This window comes from Actinomadura sp. NPDC048394 (genome assembly GCF_040651755.1).
GTDB classification, from domain to species: Bacteria; Actinomycetota; Actinomycetes; order Streptosporangiales; family Streptosporangiaceae; genus Spirillospora; species Spirillospora montaniterrae.
This window is the reverse complement of record NZ_JBEZJL010000139.1, coordinates 1-16,151: the sequence shown is the minus strand read 5'-3', so window position 1 is coordinate 16,151 and position 16,151 is coordinate 1. Positions and strand designations below refer to the sequence as shown.

The window sequence follows — 16,151 nt, the reverse complement described above, 5'->3', positions numbered from 1 at the left end:
GTACGGCCGCGCGGGTGTCGGCGAGCTTGGCCTCCAACGGCGCCCGCCCCGACGGGAACGCCGTCGCCACCGACGCCACCCCGACCCCCGACCCCGCCAACGCCGCCACAGCCGTCTCCACCATGTCGGGATACACGCACACCGCCGCGACCTTCGGCACCGAAGGATCAGACGGATCGGGGTGGACGGCCTTGGCGCACAGCGCCCGCACCTTCCCGGCGGTGTCCGCACCCTCCAAAGTGGTCAAATCCACCATCGAGATGGCCAGATCGATCGCCTCGGCCTTCGCCGACGTCTTGATCGACCGGGACGCGAGCCGCGCCGCCCGCTCCTCCGCCCCGACCTGGTCCACACCCGGCAGACCGCGCAGGAATCCGTGCAACTCGGTCGTGGTCATCGGGTCCTGCCCGCCTTCCTGGGGGTCCGGGGCGGGGCGGTCGAGGCCCGCTCGATGATCTTTATGTCCATGACGATGCGGCGGGGGAGGTCGCGGGTCTGGCTGTCGTCGAAGCGGTGCAGCAGCAGCCGCATGGCGAGGACGCCCTGCTCGGTCATCGGGCGGTCGACGACGGTCAGCGGGGGCCGCAGCAGCGGCCCGGTGTCCAGGTCGTCGAAGCCGATGAGGCTGATCTGCCCGGGGACGTCCACCCGCATGTCGTGCAGCGCCTTGAGCGCGCCCAGCGTGGTGAGGTTGTTCGCGGTGAAGATCGCCGTCGGTGGTTCGGCGAGCGACAGCAGCGACAGGGTGAGCTGGTAGGCGCGCTCCTCGCGGAAGTCGCCGATGAGGTCGAGCTCCGGCGGGATCTCGACGCCGGCGGCGGACACGGCCTCCAGGAAGCCGTCCCGCCGGTACCGGCCCGGCGTGGACTCCTGGCCGCCGCTGATCATCGCGATGCGGGTGTGGCCGAGGGCGAGGAGGTGCTCGGCGGCCTGCCGGCCGCCCGCGCGGTTGTCGACGAGGACGGCGTCGAAGCTCTCCCCGTCGGCGAGGTCCCGGTCGATGAACACGACCGGGAGCCCGCTGTCGCGCAGTTGCAGCGGGGTCTGCTCGTGCTCGGTGGCCGGGGCGAGGATGATGCCGTCGACCTGGCGGGCCATGTCGGCGAGCAGGTCGGCCTCGCGGGCGCCGCTCTCGTCGCTGTTGGCGAGCAGCAGCCGGTAGCCGCGGTCGCGGCTGACGGACTCCATGCCCTTCACGACGGCGGCGAAGTACGGGTTGGTGATGTCGGGGACGACGACGCCGATGGTGCGGGTGCGTCCCGACTTCAGCGACTGCGCCGCGATGTTCGGCGCGAAGCCCAGCTCATCCACGGCGGCCCGGATGGCGTCCGCCGACCTGACCCGCTGCCCCCGCAGGAACCGCGAGACGGTGGCGGGGGAGACCCCGGCCCGCGCCGCCACGTCGTGGATGGTCGCCACGTCGACTCCCGTCTGTTGCCCAGATCACTGAAACCGTTGTCAGAGAATGATTGCAGCAAGAGCGTCGACGATGTCAAGGGGCGAGGTGCGAAAAGGTGCGCGACCTGCGGATCTACGCCATCCGGGCAGCGGAGAACGCGCGGCCGCGACGAAGAACAGAAATCGGTTTCAGTAGGCCGCGGCGCTGATCAGCCGGTCTCGATGACGGGGTCGCCGCCGAGGTAGGCGGCCTTGACGCGGTCGTCGCGCGCGAGGTCCGCGGCCGGGCCGTCCAGCACGATGCGGCCCGTCTCGAGCACGTAGGCGCGGTCGGCGAGGCGGAGCGTCTGGTGCGCGTTCTGCTCGACGATCAGGACGGTCGCGCCCTGGTCCCTGATGTCGCGGACGACCTGCAGCACCTGCTGCGCCGTGCGCGGTGCGAGCCCCATCGTCGGCTCGTCGAGGGCGAGCAGGCGGGGGCGCAGCATCAGCGCGCGGCCGATGGCGAGCATCTGCTGCTCGCCGCCGGACAGCAGCCCGGCGAGCTGCCCGCGCCGCTCGCCGAGGCGCGGGAACATCGCGTAGACCTCCTCGCGGCGGGCGGTCACCGCGGCCCGGTCGCGGCGCCGGAGGTAGCCGCCGAGCAGCAGGTTCTCCGCGACCGTCAGCGCGGGGAACACCCGGCGGCCCTCCGGGACGTGCCCGAACCCCGCCGCGACGACCCGGTGCGCGTCCAGCCGGGTGATGTCGCGGCCGTCGAACTCGACCCGCCCCGACCGGGCCCGGTGCAGCCCGGTGACGGTGCGCAGCGTCGTCGTCTTGCCGGCGCCGTTGCTGCCGAGCAGTGCGACGATCTCGCCCTCGGCGACCTCGAAGGAGATCCCGGCCAGCGCCTCGACCTGCCCGTAGCGGCTGTGCAGGTCCGTCACCCGCAGCAGGGTCACCCCAGCACCTCCGTGACGAGGTCGGTCTCCGGGTCGTCGGGCACGCCGAGGTACGCGGCGATCACCCGGGGGTCCGTCTGGATCTCGGCGGGCGGGCCCTCCGCGATCGCCCGGCCGTGCTCCAGCACGGTGACCCGGTCGGAGATCGACATGACGAGCGCGACGTCGTGCTCGATCAGCACGACGGCGGTGCCGAGCCCGCTGATCCGCGCGATCAGCTCCATCAGCGCGCGCTTCTCGGTCGGGTTGGCGCCCGCGGCGGGCTCGTCCAGCAGCAGCACCCGCGGCTCGGCGGCGAGCGCCCGCGCGATCTCGAGCCGGCGCCGGTCGCCGTAGGGCAGGCCCCCGGCGGGCCGGTCCGCCGCGCCGGCCAGCCCGACGAAGTCGAGGCAGCGGCGGACGGCGTCCAGGTCGGCGCGGCGCGGCGGCCGCAGCAGCGCCCGGTCGCGGGCGAACCGGCCGATCAGCACGTTCTCGGCGACGGTCATCTCGTCGAACAGCCGGATGCTCTGGAACGTGCGGGCCAGCCCGGCGGCGGCGACCCGGTGCGGGGACAGCCCGCGCACCCGCCGGCCGGCGAGCGCGACGGTGCCCGCCGACGGCGGGATCAGCCCGGTGATGCAGTTGAACGCGGTGGTCTTGCCCGCCCCGTTCGGGCCGATCACGCTCACCACCTGCCCGGCGGCGGCGCGCAGCCGCAGGTCCGCGACGGCCGTGACGCCGCCGAACTCGCGGGACAGCCCGTCCACCTCCAGCAGCGTTCCCGCGCCGGGCGGGGCGGGCCGCGCCTCGGCCGGCGCCCGCGCGGGCAGCCGGAACCGGCGCGGCCGGGCCGGCCACACGCCCTGCGGCCGCAGGATCACGATGACGATGAGCAGCAGCGCGAAGAACAGCCCCCGGTACTCCTGCACGGTCCGCAGCACCTCGGGCAGCGCGACGATGACGACCGCGCCGACCATCACCCCCGGCCGGCTGCCCATCCCGCCGATGATCACCACGAGCAGGATCATCAGCGAGGTCAGGAACGTGAAGCTGGACGGGTCGATGGTGCCGAGCTGCGCCGCGTTCAGCGGGCCGGCGACCGCGCCGACGGCGGCGCCGAGGACGTAGGCGAGCAGCTTCACCCGCCGCGACGGGACGCCGACCGCCTCCGCGGCGGTGTCGTCGGACCGGATCGCCCGCCACGCGTACGCCAGCCGCGACCGCGCCAGCAGGCCGGTCAAGACCAGCACGACAACGAAGAACGCCAGTGCCAGGTAGAAGAAGCCGGTGGGCGTGACGATCTCCGTGCCGCCGACCGACACCGGCGGGATCCCGGTCAGCCCGTTCGGCCCGCCGGTGACGTCCAGGTTCACCACCGTGATCCGGATGATCTCGCCGAAGCCGAGCGTGACGATCGCGAGGTAGTCGCTGCGCAGCCGCAGCGTCGGATAGCCGATCACGACGCCGGCGGCGGCCGCGGCGAGCACCGCGGCCGGCAGCGTCAGCCAGAAGTTCCAGTGCCACTTCACCATCAGCAGCCCGGACGTGTACGCGCCGATCGCGAAGAACGCCGCGAACCCGAGGTCGAGCAGCCCGGCGTAGCCGACGACGATGTTGATGCCGAGCCCGAGGATCGCGTAGATCAGGATCGTCCCGGCGACGGTGACCTGGTAGTCGTCCATCACCTGCCCGCCGGCCAGCGCGAGCACGATCAGCAGCGGCCAGCCGCCGTGCCGGAGCGCCAGGTCGCGGGCCGGCGCGTTCGGGGCCCTCATGCGCGCTCCACGACGCGCTCGCCGAACAGCCCGGTCGGCCGCAGCGCCAGCACCGCGATCAGCAGCCCGAAGATGATCACATCGGTCCAGCGGGACGAGACGTACCCGGCGGCGAACGACTGGACGAGCCCGATGCACACGCCCGCGACCATCGTCCCCGGCAGGTTCCCGATGCCGCCGAGCACCGCGGCGGTGAACGCGCGAAGCCCGATCAGGAACCCCATCCCGAAGCTGATCTGCACGTAGTACAGCCCGTACATGACGCCGGCGGCGCCCGCGAGCAGGGAGCCGACGAAGAACGTGACGAGGATGAGCCGCTCCACGTTGATGCCCTGCAGCCGCGCCGCGTCCCGGTCCATCGCCAGCGCCCGCATCGCCGTCCCGGTGACGGTCCGGGTGACGAACAGCCACAGCCCCGCCATCAGCGCCACCGACAGCAGCACCAGCGCGAGCTGGCCCCAGGTGACGCGGACGGTCCCGCTGAAGATCCGGCCGCCGTCCAGCACCCCCGGATACGACTTGAACCGGGCGTGCGTCAGGTCCTTCACGCCCTCCTCCAGCGCCAGCGACACGCCGATCGCGGAGATCAGCAGCGCGAGCCGCGGCGAGGACAGCAGCGGGACGTAGGCGGCGCGGGCGATCCCGGTGCCGACCAGGCCGGTGGCGAGCGCGCCCGCCACCACCGCGGCGAGCACGGCGGGCCACGCCATCCCGCCGGTCACGCCGAGCGTGGTCAGCACCCCGTAGCCGGCGAACGCCCCGATCATGAACACGTCGCCGTGCGCGAAGTTGATCAGCCGCACCACGCCGTAGATCATCGAGTAGCCGAGCGCGATCAGCGCCAGGAACGCCCCGATGGTCAGGCCGTTCACCAGGTACTGGACGAACTCGCTCATGCCGCCGCGCTCACGAGGCCTTGGCGTCCACCCAGGCGCCGCTCTTGTCGAGCTTCTTGTAGGCGGTGAACGCGCCGTTCTGCACGTGGACGGTGATGTACAGCGGGTCGGTCCGGTCGCCCTTCGCGTCGAACGTGATCGGGCCGGTGATGCCGGGGAAGTCCTTGACGCCGTGCAGGCCCTTGATGATGTCGGCGCCCTTCGTCCCGGTCTGCCCGATGACCTTCGCGAGGACCTTCACCGCGTCGTACTCGTAGACGGAGAACGGCCCGGGGTCGGCGCCGTTCTTCGCCTTGTAGGCCGACACGAACCCCGACGCCGCCGGGAGGTCCTTCGCGAGCGGCGCGGTCGTGGCGATGTAGCCGTCCGCCGCCGATCCGGCCGTCTTCAGGACGGTCGCGTCGGTCGTGGCGTCCCCGCCCATCAGCGTGAACCTCAGGCCGAGCTGCTTGCGCTGCTTCATCAGCAGCCCCGCCTCGGCGTAGTAGCCAGTGAAGTACAGCACGTCCGGTTTCGTCGAGGCGACCTTCGTCAGGACGGGGCTGTAGTCGGACTGGCCCGGCTGCAGCGCGTCCTCGTAGACGACCTGCCCGCCGGCCTGCTTCACCGAGTTCGCCGCCGCGTCCGCGAGGCCCTTGGCGTAGGTGGTGTTGTCGTGCAGCAGCGCGATCCGCCTCGCGCCGAGCGGCCCGGTCATGAACTTCGCGGCGACCAGGCCCTGGTTGTCGTCGCGCCCGCAGGTCCGGAACACCTTGCCCTTGCCGCTGTCGGTGAGCGACGGGTTCGTGGAGGCGTCCATGACGAACGGGACGCTGCGCCGCCCGTAGATCGGGATCGCGGGCACCGCGGCGCCCGAGCAGTAGCCGCCCGCGACGGCGATGACGCCGCTGTTGAGCAGCTTCTGCGCGGCCTGAGCGCCCTGCTGCGCGCTGCACTGGTCGTCCGCCTGGACGATCTTGATCTTCTTGCCCTTCACCCCGCCGGCCTTGTTGACCTCGTCGGCGGCGACCTTCGCGGCCGCGAGGATGTCCTGGCCGGCGGAGGCGGAGTCGCCGCTCAGCGGGGCCGGCACGCCGATCTTGATGTCGCCGGAGCCGCCGGAGCCGCCCGATCCGCAGCCGGCGGCGAGCGGGATCAGCAGCAGCCCGGCGCCGGCCGCCGTGAGCCCGTGCTTTCGCGCTCCGCGGCGCCGTGGTTTCGTGGCCGTCATCGGTGCTCCCTCGCTCGTCAGGCGGGTTGGCAAAAGCGTGATCCGTCGACGGACGGCCGTCGAGACGACGAAGCATGCGATCTCATGTCGTGATCGGTAAGCACCGCTTGCCCTCCCGGCCTCGACAGCGCGGGGAGCGGCTCGCGAGGATCGGCGCATGGCCGACGTCCTGCTGCTGTCCGCCGCCGACGTGCGCACGGTGTTCGACCTGCCGGCCGCGATCGAGTCGCAGCGCGCCGCGTTCGCGGCGCTCGGCACGGGGGAGGCGCGGCTCGCGCCGCGGGTCCTGCTGGACGGGCCGGACGGCGCCGTCGCGTTCAGTTACGTGTCGCGGCTTCCCGGGACCGGCGCGGTCGCGAAGTTCGGCAGCGTCACGCCGGGCAACGCCGCGCGCGGCCTGCCGACCGTCGCGGCGCTGGTCACCGTGCAGGACCTGGAGGACGGGCGGCCCGTCGCGATCATCGAGGGCGAGGCGGTCACGACGCTGCGGACGTCGGCGGCGAGCGCGGTCGCCGCCGACCACCTCGCGGTACCGGGCGCGTCGCGGCTCGCCGTGGTCGGTTGCGGCGTGCAGGGCCGCGCGCACGTGCGGGCGCTGACGCGGGTCCGGCCGATCGAGCGGGTGACCGTGGCCTGCCGCAACGCCGGGACGTGCGGCGCCGCAGCCGAGCTGGCCGCGGAGCTGGAGCTCCCGGTCGAGGGGACCGGGGACGTCCGCGCGGCCGTCGCGGGCGCGGACGTCGTCGTCACCGCCACGACCAGCGCGGAGCCGGTCGTCCTCGGCGAATGGGTCGGACCGGGCTGCACGGTGCTGAGCGTCGGCTCGTTCGCGCCGGACCGCTGCGAGGTCGACGGCGCGCTCATCGACCGCGCGGCGGCCGTCGTCGTCGACGACGTGGACACCGCCCGGCTGCAGGCGGGCCCGATCGTCGCGGGCCTGCGCGACGGCCGGCTGGGCGAGGACCGGATCCGGCCGCTCGGCCCGATCGTCGCCGGGCTCGCCCCCGGCCGTGAGGCGGCCGGCGACGTGGTCTTCTACAACAGCGTCGGCCTGGGCGTGCAGGACACCGCCGCCGCGGCCGTCATCGTGGACCGCGCCCGCGCCGCCGGGGTGGGCAGGCTCGTCGCCCTGTAGTGGGCCGGGCAGCGGGCCGATCCGCCCGGCACGCGGCGCCGTCGGTAAACTACGTGTTCGTTAAAGCGAACGCAAGGATGGCGAGCGGGCGGGGTCCCGCGAGCGAAGGGGGCGGGCACGTGGGCGGTCCGGGCGATTCGGTGCGGGACGTGCTGGCGGGCAACCTGCGCCGCGCGCGGCTGGAGCTCGGGCTGTCGCTGTCGGAGCTGTCCCGCCGGTCCAAGATCGGCAAGGCGACGCTGTCGCAGCTGGAGGCGGGTGCCGGCAACCCGACCATCGAGACGGTGTTCAGCCTGTCGCGCGCCCTGGAGGTGCCGATCTCCGACCTGCTGGACCACCAGGAGCCGTCCGGGCTGACGGTGGTGCGCGGCGCGGACGTCGAGGTGCTGCGCGGCGAGGGCGTCGACCTGCGGCCGCTGCGCGGCATCGAGTCCGGCGGAGCGATCTTCGAGGTGTACGACCAGCAGGTCAGGGCCGACTCCCGGCAGGACTCGCTCGGCCATGTCGGCACCGAGCACACCATCGTGCAGGCGGGCCGGCTGGGCGTTCGGGTGGACGACCGGGAGGTCGAACTCGGGCCCGGCGACTACGTGAGCTTCGATGCCCGGCTGCCGCACGCCTACACCGCGCTCGCCGGGCCCGTCCGCTCCGTGCTGCTCCTCCAGTACCGCTCTGACCAGCGGCTTCACTCGACTCCGGCGGAGCCGCCGCACCTGGTCGAGACGCCGTGACGCCGCTCTCATCCGCGCGTTGACAGCGCGCGGCGCGCCGACATACTCTCGGGGTCGTTCGGTTTAACGAACGCCCTGGATGTGACGGTGACGGCGGGAGGGTCGATGGCGCGGGTCGTGGTGCTGGGGGCCGGGATGGTCGGTGCGGCCTGCGCCCGCGAGCTGGCCCTCGCGGGATGCGCGGTCACGGTCGTCGACCGGTCCGGCCCCGCGGCGGGCACCACCGCGCACGGCGAGGGCAACGTCCTGGTCTCCGACAAGGGGCCCGGCCCCGAGCTGGAGCTGGCGAGGCTGTCCCGCGAGCTGTGGCCCGCGATCCTGGACGGCGACCCGAACGCCGCAGCCGCCGAATGGGACTCCAAGGGCGGCATCGTCGTCGCCACGACGCCCGAGGGCGCCGGCGCGCTCGCCGAGTTCGCCGAGGGCCAGCGGAAGGCCGGGGTGACCGCCGACGAGATGGACGCCGCCGCGCTCGCCGCCGCCGAACCCCACCTCACCCGCGACGTCGCGATGGCCGTCCGCTACCCCGAGGACGCGCAGGTGCAGCCGGCGGGCGCCGCGACCGCGCTGCTGGCCGCCGCCGTGCGTGCCGGAGCCGAGCTGCGCACCGGCTGCGAGGTGCTCGGCGCCGTCCGCCGCGGCGGGCGGATCACCGGCGTCCGCACGTCCACCGGGACGATCGAGGGCGACGCGGTCGTCAACGCCGCCGGGCCCTGGTCCGGGGAGGTCGCGAAGAGGCTCGGCGTCCGGCTGGACGTCCGGCCCCGGCGCGGCGAGGTGCTGGTGACCGCGCCGATGCCGCCGACCGTCTTCCACAAGGTCTACGACGCCGACTACGTCGGCGCCGTCGGCAGCGCCGCCGAGGACCTCCAGGCGTCCGCGGTCGTCGAGGCCACCCGCGGCGGCACGATCCTGCTCGGCTCCTCGCGCCGCCGCGTCGGGTTCGACGACCGGCTCCGCCCCGAGGTGCTGTCGGTCATCGCCGCCAAGGCGCTGCGGCTGTTCCCGATGCTGGCCGGCGTGCCCGTGATCCGCGCCTACGGCGGGTTCCGCCCGTTCGTCCCCGACCACCTGCCCGTCATCGGCCCCGACCCGGAGCTGGACGGCCTCTGGCACGCCACCGGCCACGAGGGCGCCGGGATCGGGCTGTCCGCCGGGACCGCCGCCGTCCTGCGCGACCTGATGCTCGGCCGCGAGCCCGCGATCGACGCCGCGCCGTTCCGCGCGGACCGGCCCGCCGTCCAGTCCGAAGGAGAGAACCTGTGAGCGCGAGACTCGTGCCCGCGGCCAGGGACGCGGCCGGGCGCCGCCCCGACATCCCGCTGCGGATCACCGTGGACGGCGAGCCCGTCGACGGCGTCGCCGGTCAGACGATCGCGGGCGTGCTGCTCGCCTCCGGGCGCCGCACATGGCGGTCCGGTCCGTCGGGCGCCCCGCGCGGCGTGTTCTGCGGGATCGGCGCCTGCTTTGACTGCCTCGTCACCGTCAACGGCGTCCGCGACGTGCGGGCCTGCCGCCGCCGCGCTCACGACGGCGACGCCGTCGCCACCCAGTCGCGTGGCGAGGACGCCCGATGAGCCGCCATGTCGTGGTCGTCGGCGCCGGACCCGCCGGTCTCGGTGCCGCGGCGGGCGCGCTGCGCGCCGGTGCGGACGTGACGCTGATCGACGCGTCCGAGCACCCCGGCGGCCAGTACCACCGGATGCTGCCCGACGCGTTCGCCGCCGTGAACCCGGGGCGCCTGCACCACGGCTGGCGCGGCTTCGAGCGGCTGCGTGACCACGTCCTCGGGCATCCTCGCTGCGACTGGTGGCCGGAGAGCACCGTCTGGTCGCTCGAACGGCCCGACGAGGGAGCCCCGCTCGTCCACGTGTTGCGCGGCGAGGCCGACGCGGCAGGACGCGAGCGCCGCGTCCTGCGTCCGGACGCGCTGGTCCTCGCGCCCGGCGCCCACGACCGCGTCCTGCCGTTCCCCGGGTGGGAACTGCCCGGCGTCTACACCGCCGGTGCCGCGCAGGCGCTCGCCAAGGGGGAGCGCCTCGTCGTCGGCGACCCCGTCCTGATCGCCGGTTCTGGACCGTTCCTTCTCCCGGTCGCCGCGTCGCTGATCGAGGCGGGCGCCACCGTCCTGGAGGTGCTGGAGGCCAACCCCGCCGCGACCGTCGCGCGCGGCTGGAGCCGCCGCCCCTGGGAGCTGGCGTCGCAGGCCGGCAAGGCCGGGGAGCTCGCCGAGTACGCGGGGCTGCTGGCCCGGCACCGCGTCCCGTACCGGACGGGCCGCGCCGTGATCGAGGCCCGGGGCGACGGGCGCGTCGAAGAGGCGGTCACGGCGCGGCTGCGTCCCGACTGGTCGGTCGTCCCCGGCACCGAGCGCACCGTCCCGGTCGACGCGCTGTGCGTCACGCACGGGTTCAGCCCGCAGCTCGAACTGCCCGTGGCGGCGGGCTGCGCGCTGGCCCGCACGCCCGGCGGCGCGTTCACCGAGGTGGACGCCGACCAGCGCACCACCGCGCCCGGCGTGTACGCGGCCGGCGAGATCACCGGCATCGGCGGGGCGCCCGCCGCCCGCACCGAGGGCCTGCTCGCCGGCTGGATCGCCGGGGGAGGAGACCCCGGCGCCCGCGAGGCCGCCGCGCTGCGCCGCCGCCGCGACCAGGCCCGCGCGTTCGCCGCCCGGCTCGCCGCCGCGCACCCGATCGGCGCGGCCTGGCCCGGCTGGCTGCGCGACGAGACCGTCGTCTGCCGCTGCGAGGAGACCACCTACGGCTCCCTGCGCCGTGCGGTCGGCGACGAGGCGAGCGGGTCCGCCCGCGCGGTCAAGCTCGGCACCCGCGCCGGGCTCGGACCGTGCCAGGCCCGCGTCTGCGGCCCCACGGTCGCCGAACTGCTTTCCGGCAAGGTGCCTGGGGCGAACCCCCACCACCGTCCCATCGCCCAGCCCATCAGGCTCGGCGAGCTCGCAAGTCCCCCCACCGAGAACACACCGAACCCCGACCAGAAAGAGAGCGCCCGATGAGCGACACCAAGCTCCTGAGCCTCGGCGGCGTCATCGTTGCGACGGCGCTGCCCTACTACGAGGACGCCACCGCTCCCGCCGGGCTCGCCGTCGACTACGACAAGTACGCCGAGCACTGCCGCTGGCTCGTCGACAACGGCTGCCGCGGCGTCGGCCCGAACGGCTCGCTCGGCGAGTACTCGTCGCTGACCGACGAGGAGCGCCGCCGCGTCGCCCGCACCGCGATCGAGGCCGTCGGCAAGGACGGCGTCGTCGTGGTCGGCGTGCACGGCCCCGGCTCCCACCAGGCCAAGCACTGGGCCGAGCTCGCCGCCGAGGACGGCGCGCACGGCGTGCTGTGCCTGCCGCCGACGATGTACCGCGCCAACCGCGGCGAGGTCATCGCCCATTATGAGGCCGTCGCGTCCGTCGGGCTGCCCGTCATGGTCTACAACAACCCGATCGACACCAAGGTCGACCTCACCCCCGACCTGCTCGCCGAGATCGCGCAGATCGACGGCATCGTGGCGGTCAAGGAGTTCTCCGGCGACGTCCGCCGCGTCCTGGAGATCAAGGAGAGGGCGCCCGGCCTGGAGGTCGTCGCCGGCGCCGACGACGTCACCCTCGAAGCGCTGCTGATGGGCGCCACCGGCTGGTTCGCCGGCTTCCCGAACGTGTTCCCCGCCGAGTCCGCGCTGCTGTACGAGCTCGCCACCACCGGCAAGCTGGAGGAGGCCCGCGCCCTGTACGAGCCGCTCGTCGCCGCGTTCCGCTGGGACTCGCGCACCGAGTTCGTCCAGGCGATCAAGCTCGGCATGGAGCAGGTCGGCCGGTACGGCGGCCCGTGCCGCCCGCCGCGCGGCCCGCTGACCGACGAGCACCGCGCCGGCGTCACCGCCGACATGGCCCGCGCCATCGACGCCCTCGCGCAGCGGCAGGCCGCCTGATGCGCTCGGCCCGGTCGATCACCGCGGTCGACTCGCACACCGAGGGCATGCCGACCCGCGTCGTCACCGGCGGCGTCGCGCCCATCCCGGGCGCGACGATGGCCGAGCGCCGCCGGTACGCCGTCGAGCACCTCGACGGGCTGCGCCGGTTCCTGGTGGACGAGCCGCGCGGCCACCCCGCGATGAGCGGCGCGCTGCTCCAGCCGCCGACCCGGCCGGACGCCGACTGGGGCGTGGTGTACATCGAGGTCAGCGGGTTCCTGCCGATGTGCGGGCACGGCACCATCGGCGTCGCGACCGTGCTGGTCGAGACCGGGATGGTCGAGGTGACCGAGCCGGAGACGATCGTCCGGCTGGACACCCCGGCCGGGCTCGTCGAGGCCCGCGTCGCCGTCCGCGACGGCGTCGCCGAGAACGTCACGCTCCGCAACGTCCCCGCGTTCGCGCTGCGTCAGGACGCCGTCGTCGACGTGCCGGGCCTCGGCGAGGTCCGCTACGACATGGCGTACGGCGGCAACTTCTACGCGATCACCGAGCTGGAGCGGCTCGGGCTGCCGTTCGACCGGGCCCGCAAGGACGACATCCTCAAGGCCGGGCTCGCGATCATGGCGGCGATCAACGAGACCGACCGCCCCGTGCACCCCGGCGACCCGCTGATCGGAGGCTGCAAGCACGTCCAGTTCCTCGCGCCCGGCTCGGACGCGAAGCGCTCGCGCAACGCGATGGCGATTCACCCCGGCTGGTTCGACCGCTCGCCCTGCGGCACCGGCACGTCCGCGCGGATGGCGCAGCTGCACGCGCGCGGCGAGCTGCCGCTGCACACCGAGTTCGTGAACGAGTCGTTCATCGGCACCCGGTTCACCGGCCGGCTCGTCGGCACCGCCGAGGCCGGCGGGCTCCCCGCGGTGATCCCCGAGTTCACCGGCCGCGCCTGGATCACCGGCAACGCCACCTACCTGCTCGACCCCGCCGATCCCTTCCCCGAGGGCTTCGTCCTCTAGGCCGATCGGCCTTTCCGGTTCCGGGGCCAGCGGCCCCGTCCGGGCTCTTCACGGCGGCCGGCCGCACCGCGCCGGCCGCCGCATGACCCACCCCTTGGTATTTCCTGACCCATCCGGGAGGGACCGTCATGTCCCAAGCCATGCCAAAAACGCCCCCGTCGGCCGATCCGGCCGCGCGCGGGCTGTTCACCCGAGCGGGGATCTTCCGCCTGAAGCCGGTCGACTCGTCCGAGGAGGAGACCGCCGGCGGCCTGCGCCGCACCATGGGCCTGTGGCAGCTCGTCGCGCTCAGCCTCGGCGGGCTCGTCGGCGCGGGCGTGTTCTCGCTCGCCGGCGTCGTCGCGCACGACGACGCCGGGCCCGGCGTGATGATCTCGTTCCTCATCGCGATCGTCGCGAGCAGCGCCGCCGCGCTCTGCTACGCCGAGTTCGCCGGCCTCATCCCGAAGGCCGGGTCCGCCTACACCTACTCCTACGCCGCGCTCGGCGAGGCGATCGGCTGGGCGATCGGCTGGGACCTGCTGCTGGAGTACACCGCGATCGTCGCGGTCGTCGCCATCGCGATCTCCGGCTACCTGTCCTACATCCTCGACCAGGTCGGCCTGGACATCCCGCACTGGGCGCTCGGCGCGCCCGGCACCGGCTCCGGCCACAAGATCGACCTGTTCGCGGCGCTGCTGTGCCTGCTGCTGGCGTTCGTGCTGTCGCGCGGGACGAAGGAGTCGGCGCGGTTCGAGACGATCCTCGTCGTCGTCAAGCTCGGCATCGTCGCCCTCGTCGTGATCGCGGGAGCGTTCCACGTCTCCGGCGGCAACTTCAGTCCGTTCCTGCCGTTCGGTATCGGCGGCGCGATCTCCGGCGCCGCCACCACGTTCTTCGCCGTGTACGGCTACGACGCGATGAGCGCGGCGGCGGAGGAGAGCGCCGAGGCCAAGAAGGTGCTGCCGAAGGCGATCGTCATCTCGCTCGCCATCGCCGCGGTCATCTACCTGCTCGTCTGCATCGTGCTGCTGGGCATGCAGGACTACCGGCACATCGACGTCAAGAGCCCGTTCTCCAGCGCTCTCGCCTCCGTCGGCCTCGCCGGCCTCGGCACCGTCGTCGCGGTCGGCGCCGTCATCGGCATCACCACCTCCGCGCTGGCGAACATGCTCGCCGTCACCCGCGTCTGGTTCTCGATGAGCCGGGACGGGCTGCTGCCCGCCTACTTCGCCAAGAACCACCCGCGGCGGCAGGTCCCGAACCGGGTGATCTGGCTCGTCGGGATCGGCTCGGCGGTCATCGCCGGGTTCCTGCCGATCAAGGAGGCCGCCGACCTCACCAACATCGGCATCCTGATGGCGTTCATCGTGGTCGCCGTCGCGATCATGGTGATGCGCAGGACCCGGCCCGACCTGCCGCGCTCGTTCCGCACCCCCTGGGTGCCGCTGGTGCCGCTGGTCGGGATCGGCTTCTCGATCTGGCTGATCGCCAACCTCGACTGGGTCACCTGGGTCCGGTTCGTGGTGTGGATGCTGCTCGGCCTGATCGTCTACGCGTTCTACGGGTACCGGAACTCGGTGGAGAATCGGGGACGACCGGGGACCGTCCGCACCACCCCGCGCGCCGGGGACGAAGGGAGCACCTCATGACACCGGACCAGGCCGTCGCCGCCGCCGTGTCCGCCGCGGCCGGATGGGCCGCGGCACCGCCGCAGGAGCGCGCCGAGGGCCTGACCGCGATCGCGGACGCCCTGGAGGCCGCCCGCGCCGAGCTGGTCGCCCTCGCCGACGAGGAGAGCCACCTCGGCGAGACCCGGCTGAACGGCGAGCTCACCCGCACCACGTTCCAGCTCAGGCTGTTCGCCGACCAGGTCCGGGAGGGCGCGTTCTACGACGCCCGCATCGACCGCCCCGACCCGAAGTGGCCGAGCGGCCCCCGGCCCGACCTGCGCCGCTACCGGACGGCCGTCGGCCCCGTGCTGGTGTTCGCCGCGAGCAACTTCCCGTTCGCGTTCAGCGTCGCGGGCGGCGACACCGCCTCCGCGCTCGCCGCCGGCTGCCCCGTCGTCGTCAAGGCGCACCCGGGCCACCCCCGGCTGTCGCGCCGCACCGCCGAGGTCATCGCCGGCGCCGGGCTGCCGGACGGCGTGTTCGGCCTGATCGAGGGCGAGGCGGAGGGCGTCGAGGCGCTCCGCCACCCCGGCATCGCCGCCGCCGCGTTCACCGGCTCGGAGAAGGGCGGCCTCGCCCTCGCCAAGATCGCGGCGGAGCGGCCCACCCCGATCCCGTTCTTCGGCGAGCTCGGCAGCGTCAACCCGACCGTGGTGACGCCGCGCGCCGCCGAGACGCGGGCCGACGAGATCGCGCAGGGCTACGCCGCGTCCCTCACCCTCGGCGCCGGCCAGTTCTGCACCAACCCCGGCCTGCTGTTCGCGCCGGCCGCCCTGGTGGACGAGATCGCCGAGCGGCTGCGCGGCGTCGGCCCCGCGCCGATGCTGAACGACCGCATCGAGTCCGGCTTCCTCGCGGTGTCCGACGCGCTCGGCGGCCGCCCCGGCGTCCGCCGCGTCGTGTGGCCCGAGGACGGGACGTCCACCGCCCCGCGCCTGCTGACCATGGACCTGGAGGCGTTCCGCGCCGACGCCGACGCCGCCGGTCAGGAGTGCTTCGGCCCGCTCGGCCTCGTCGTCACCTACGACGACCTCGCCGACGTCGCGGACGCCGTCGCCGCCCTGCCCGGGCAGCTCACCACGTCGCTGCACGCCGAACCGGACGAGACCGGCGACCTCGCCGCGCTCACCGGCGTGCTCGCGGACCGCAGCGGGCGCGTGCTGTGGAACCAGTGGCCCACCGGCGTCGCCGTCAGCTACGCGATGGAGCACGGCGGCCCGTACCCGGCGACGACCGCGCCGGCCACCACATCGGTCGGCACGGCCGCGATCGAGCGGTTCCTGCGGCCCGTCGCGTTCCAGGGCTGGCCGCAGGACCTGCTGCCGCCGCCCCTGCGCGACGACAACCCGTGGAAGGTCCCGCAGACCGTCCACTAGGCGGAACCGCCGCGGGGGGCGCCGCCCCGCGGTGGGGGGGGGCCCCCGCGCCGGGCGGCCCCGGCGCGGCCGCGGCCCCCCCCCCCGGGCCCTCGGCGCCGGCCCGGCG

At 74.2% G+C, this 16,151-nt stretch carries 14 protein-coding genes and 1 pseudogene; 9 read left to right on the top strand and 6 right to left on the bottom strand.

Annotation, left to right across the window (positions count from 1 at the left end):
- From AB0C78_RS49240 to AB0C78_RS49215, 6 genes and pseudogenes are all read right to left on the bottom strand, one after another.
- Window positions 1–397 (bottom strand): annotated as a pseudogene (locus AB0C78_RS49240) (deoxyribose-phosphate aldolase); the annotation flags it as partial.
- Window positions 394–1,419 carry a LacI family DNA-binding transcriptional regulator gene (locus AB0C78_RS49235; protein ID WP_151598071.1) on the bottom strand — a complete coding sequence of 342 codons (1,026 nt, stop codon included), beginning with the start codon at window positions 1,417–1,419 and terminating at the stop codon, window positions 394–396. The gene AB0C78_RS49235 and the pseudogene AB0C78_RS49240, both read right to left, overlap by 4 nt.
- Window positions 1,420–1,607: 188 nt before the next feature.
- Window positions 1,608–2,336: an ABC transporter ATP-binding protein gene (locus tag AB0C78_RS49230; RefSeq protein ID WP_360762296.1), complete on the bottom strand. Its 729-nt coding sequence runs from the start codon at window positions 2,334–2,336 to the stop codon at window positions 1,608–1,610.
- Window positions 2,337–2,338: 2 nt separating this feature from the next.
- On the bottom strand, window positions 2,339–4,099 hold the full coding sequence (locus AB0C78_RS49225; protein WP_360762292.1) for a branched-chain amino acid ABC transporter ATP-binding protein/permease: 1,761 nt from the start codon (window positions 4,097–4,099) through the stop codon (window positions 2,339–2,341).
- A complete protein-coding gene (locus AB0C78_RS49220; RefSeq protein ID WP_360762289.1) occupies window positions 4,096–4,995 on the bottom strand; it encodes a branched-chain amino acid ABC transporter permease in 900 nt (299 codons plus the stop codon). Before AB0C78_RS49220 ends, AB0C78_RS49225 begins: the two co-directional genes overlap by 4 nt.
- Window positions 4,996–5,005: 10 nt before the next feature.
- Window positions 5,006–6,205, bottom strand: a complete 1,200-nt coding sequence (locus tag AB0C78_RS49215) for a branched-chain amino acid ABC transporter substrate-binding protein (protein WP_360762286.1) — start codon at window positions 6,203–6,205, stop codon at window positions 5,006–5,008.
- A gap of 157 nt (window positions 6,206–6,362) precedes the next feature.
- Between AB0C78_RS49215 and AB0C78_RS49210 the strand changes: the two genes are divergently transcribed.
- The 9 genes from AB0C78_RS49210 to AB0C78_RS49170 all read left to right on the top strand — a co-directional run bounded on the left by AB0C78_RS49210 (window position 6,363) and on the right by AB0C78_RS49170 (window position 16,042).
- The gene (locus tag AB0C78_RS49210) at window positions 6,363–7,340 is read left to right on the top strand and encodes an ornithine cyclodeaminase family protein (RefSeq protein ID WP_360762283.1); all 978 of its coding nucleotides are present in this window, start codon (window positions 6,363–6,365) and stop codon (window positions 7,338–7,340) included.
- A gap of 119 nt (window positions 7,341–7,459) precedes the next feature.
- Complete coding sequence (locus tag AB0C78_RS49205; RefSeq protein ID WP_225992466.1) at window positions 7,460–8,071, top strand: helix-turn-helix domain-containing protein; 612 nt, start codon at window positions 7,460–7,462, stop codon at window positions 8,069–8,071.
- A gap of 105 nt (window positions 8,072–8,176) precedes the next feature.
- On the top strand, window positions 8,177–9,337 hold the full coding sequence (locus tag AB0C78_RS49200) for an FAD-binding oxidoreductase (RefSeq protein ID WP_360762280.1): 1,161 nt from the start codon (window positions 8,177–8,179) through the stop codon (window positions 9,335–9,337).
- Window positions 9,334–9,648: a (2Fe-2S)-binding protein gene (locus AB0C78_RS49195; protein ID WP_360762277.1), complete on the top strand. Its 315-nt coding sequence runs from the start codon at window positions 9,334–9,336 to the stop codon at window positions 9,646–9,648. The genes AB0C78_RS49200 and AB0C78_RS49195 overlap by 4 nt, the downstream gene beginning before the upstream one ends.
- Window positions 9,645–11,087 (top strand): FAD/NAD(P)-binding oxidoreductase, encoded by a 1,443-nt coding sequence (locus tag AB0C78_RS49190; RefSeq protein ID WP_360762274.1) that lies wholly within the window; start codon window positions 9,645–9,647, stop codon window positions 11,085–11,087. The genes AB0C78_RS49195 and AB0C78_RS49190 overlap by 4 nt, the downstream gene beginning before the upstream one ends.
- Window positions 11,084–12,013 (top strand): dihydrodipicolinate synthase family protein, encoded by a 930-nt coding sequence (locus tag AB0C78_RS49185; RefSeq protein WP_360762271.1) that lies wholly within the window; start codon window positions 11,084–11,086, stop codon window positions 12,011–12,013. The genes AB0C78_RS49190 and AB0C78_RS49185 overlap by 4 nt, the downstream gene beginning before the upstream one ends.
- On the top strand, window positions 12,013–13,014 hold the full coding sequence (locus AB0C78_RS49180; RefSeq protein WP_360762268.1) for a proline racemase family protein: 1,002 nt from the start codon (window positions 12,013–12,015) through the stop codon (window positions 13,012–13,014). Before AB0C78_RS49185 ends, AB0C78_RS49180 begins: the two co-directional genes overlap by 1 nt.
- 128 nt (window positions 13,015–13,142) lie before the next feature.
- Window positions 13,143–14,645: an amino acid permease gene (locus AB0C78_RS49175; protein ID WP_360762265.1), complete on the top strand. Its 1,503-nt coding sequence runs from the start codon at window positions 13,143–13,145 to the stop codon at window positions 14,643–14,645.
- Window positions 14,642–16,042: an aldehyde dehydrogenase (NADP(+)) gene (locus AB0C78_RS49170; protein ID WP_360762263.1), complete on the top strand. Its 1,401-nt coding sequence runs from the start codon at window positions 14,642–14,644 to the stop codon at window positions 16,040–16,042. Before AB0C78_RS49175 ends, AB0C78_RS49170 begins: the two co-directional genes overlap by 4 nt.
- Window positions 16,043–16,151: the final 109 nt, after the last annotated feature.

What these genes read in the sequence shown, in the direction of transcription:
- AB0C78_RS49225 (WP_360762292.1), bottom strand. Translation starts at nt 4,099, where the DNA reads ATGAGGGCCCCGAACGCGCCGGCCCGCGACCTGGCGCTCCGGCACGGC.
- AB0C78_RS49220 (WP_360762289.1), bottom strand. Translation starts at nt 4,995, where the DNA reads ATGAGCGAGTTCGTCCAGTACCTGGTGAACGGCCTGACCATCGGGGCG.
- AB0C78_RS49215 (WP_360762286.1), bottom strand. Translation starts at nt 6,205, where the DNA reads ATGACGGCCACGAAACCACGGCGCCGCGGAGCGCGAAAGCACGGGCTC.
- AB0C78_RS49210 (WP_360762283.1), top strand. Translation starts at nt 6,363, where the DNA reads ATGGCCGACGTCCTGCTGCTGTCCGCCGCCGACGTGCGCACGGTGTTC.
- AB0C78_RS49200 (WP_360762280.1), top strand. Translation starts at nt 8,177, where the DNA reads ATGGCGCGGGTCGTGGTGCTGGGGGCCGGGATGGTCGGTGCGGCCTGC.
- AB0C78_RS49190 (WP_360762274.1), top strand. Translation starts at nt 9,645, where the DNA reads ATGAGCCGCCATGTCGTGGTCGTCGGCGCCGGACCCGCCGGTCTCGGT.
- AB0C78_RS49185 (WP_360762271.1), top strand. Translation starts at nt 11,084, where the DNA reads ATGAGCGACACCAAGCTCCTGAGCCTCGGCGGCGTCATCGTTGCGACG.
- AB0C78_RS49180 (WP_360762268.1), top strand. Translation starts at nt 12,013, where the DNA reads ATGCGCTCGGCCCGGTCGATCACCGCGGTCGACTCGCACACCGAGGGC.
- AB0C78_RS49175 (WP_360762265.1), top strand. Translation starts at nt 13,143, where the DNA reads ATGTCCCAAGCCATGCCAAAAACGCCCCCGTCGGCCGATCCGGCCGCG.
- AB0C78_RS49170 (WP_360762263.1), top strand. Translation starts at nt 14,642, where the DNA reads ATGACACCGGACCAGGCCGTCGCCGCCGCCGTGTCCGCCGCGGCCGGA.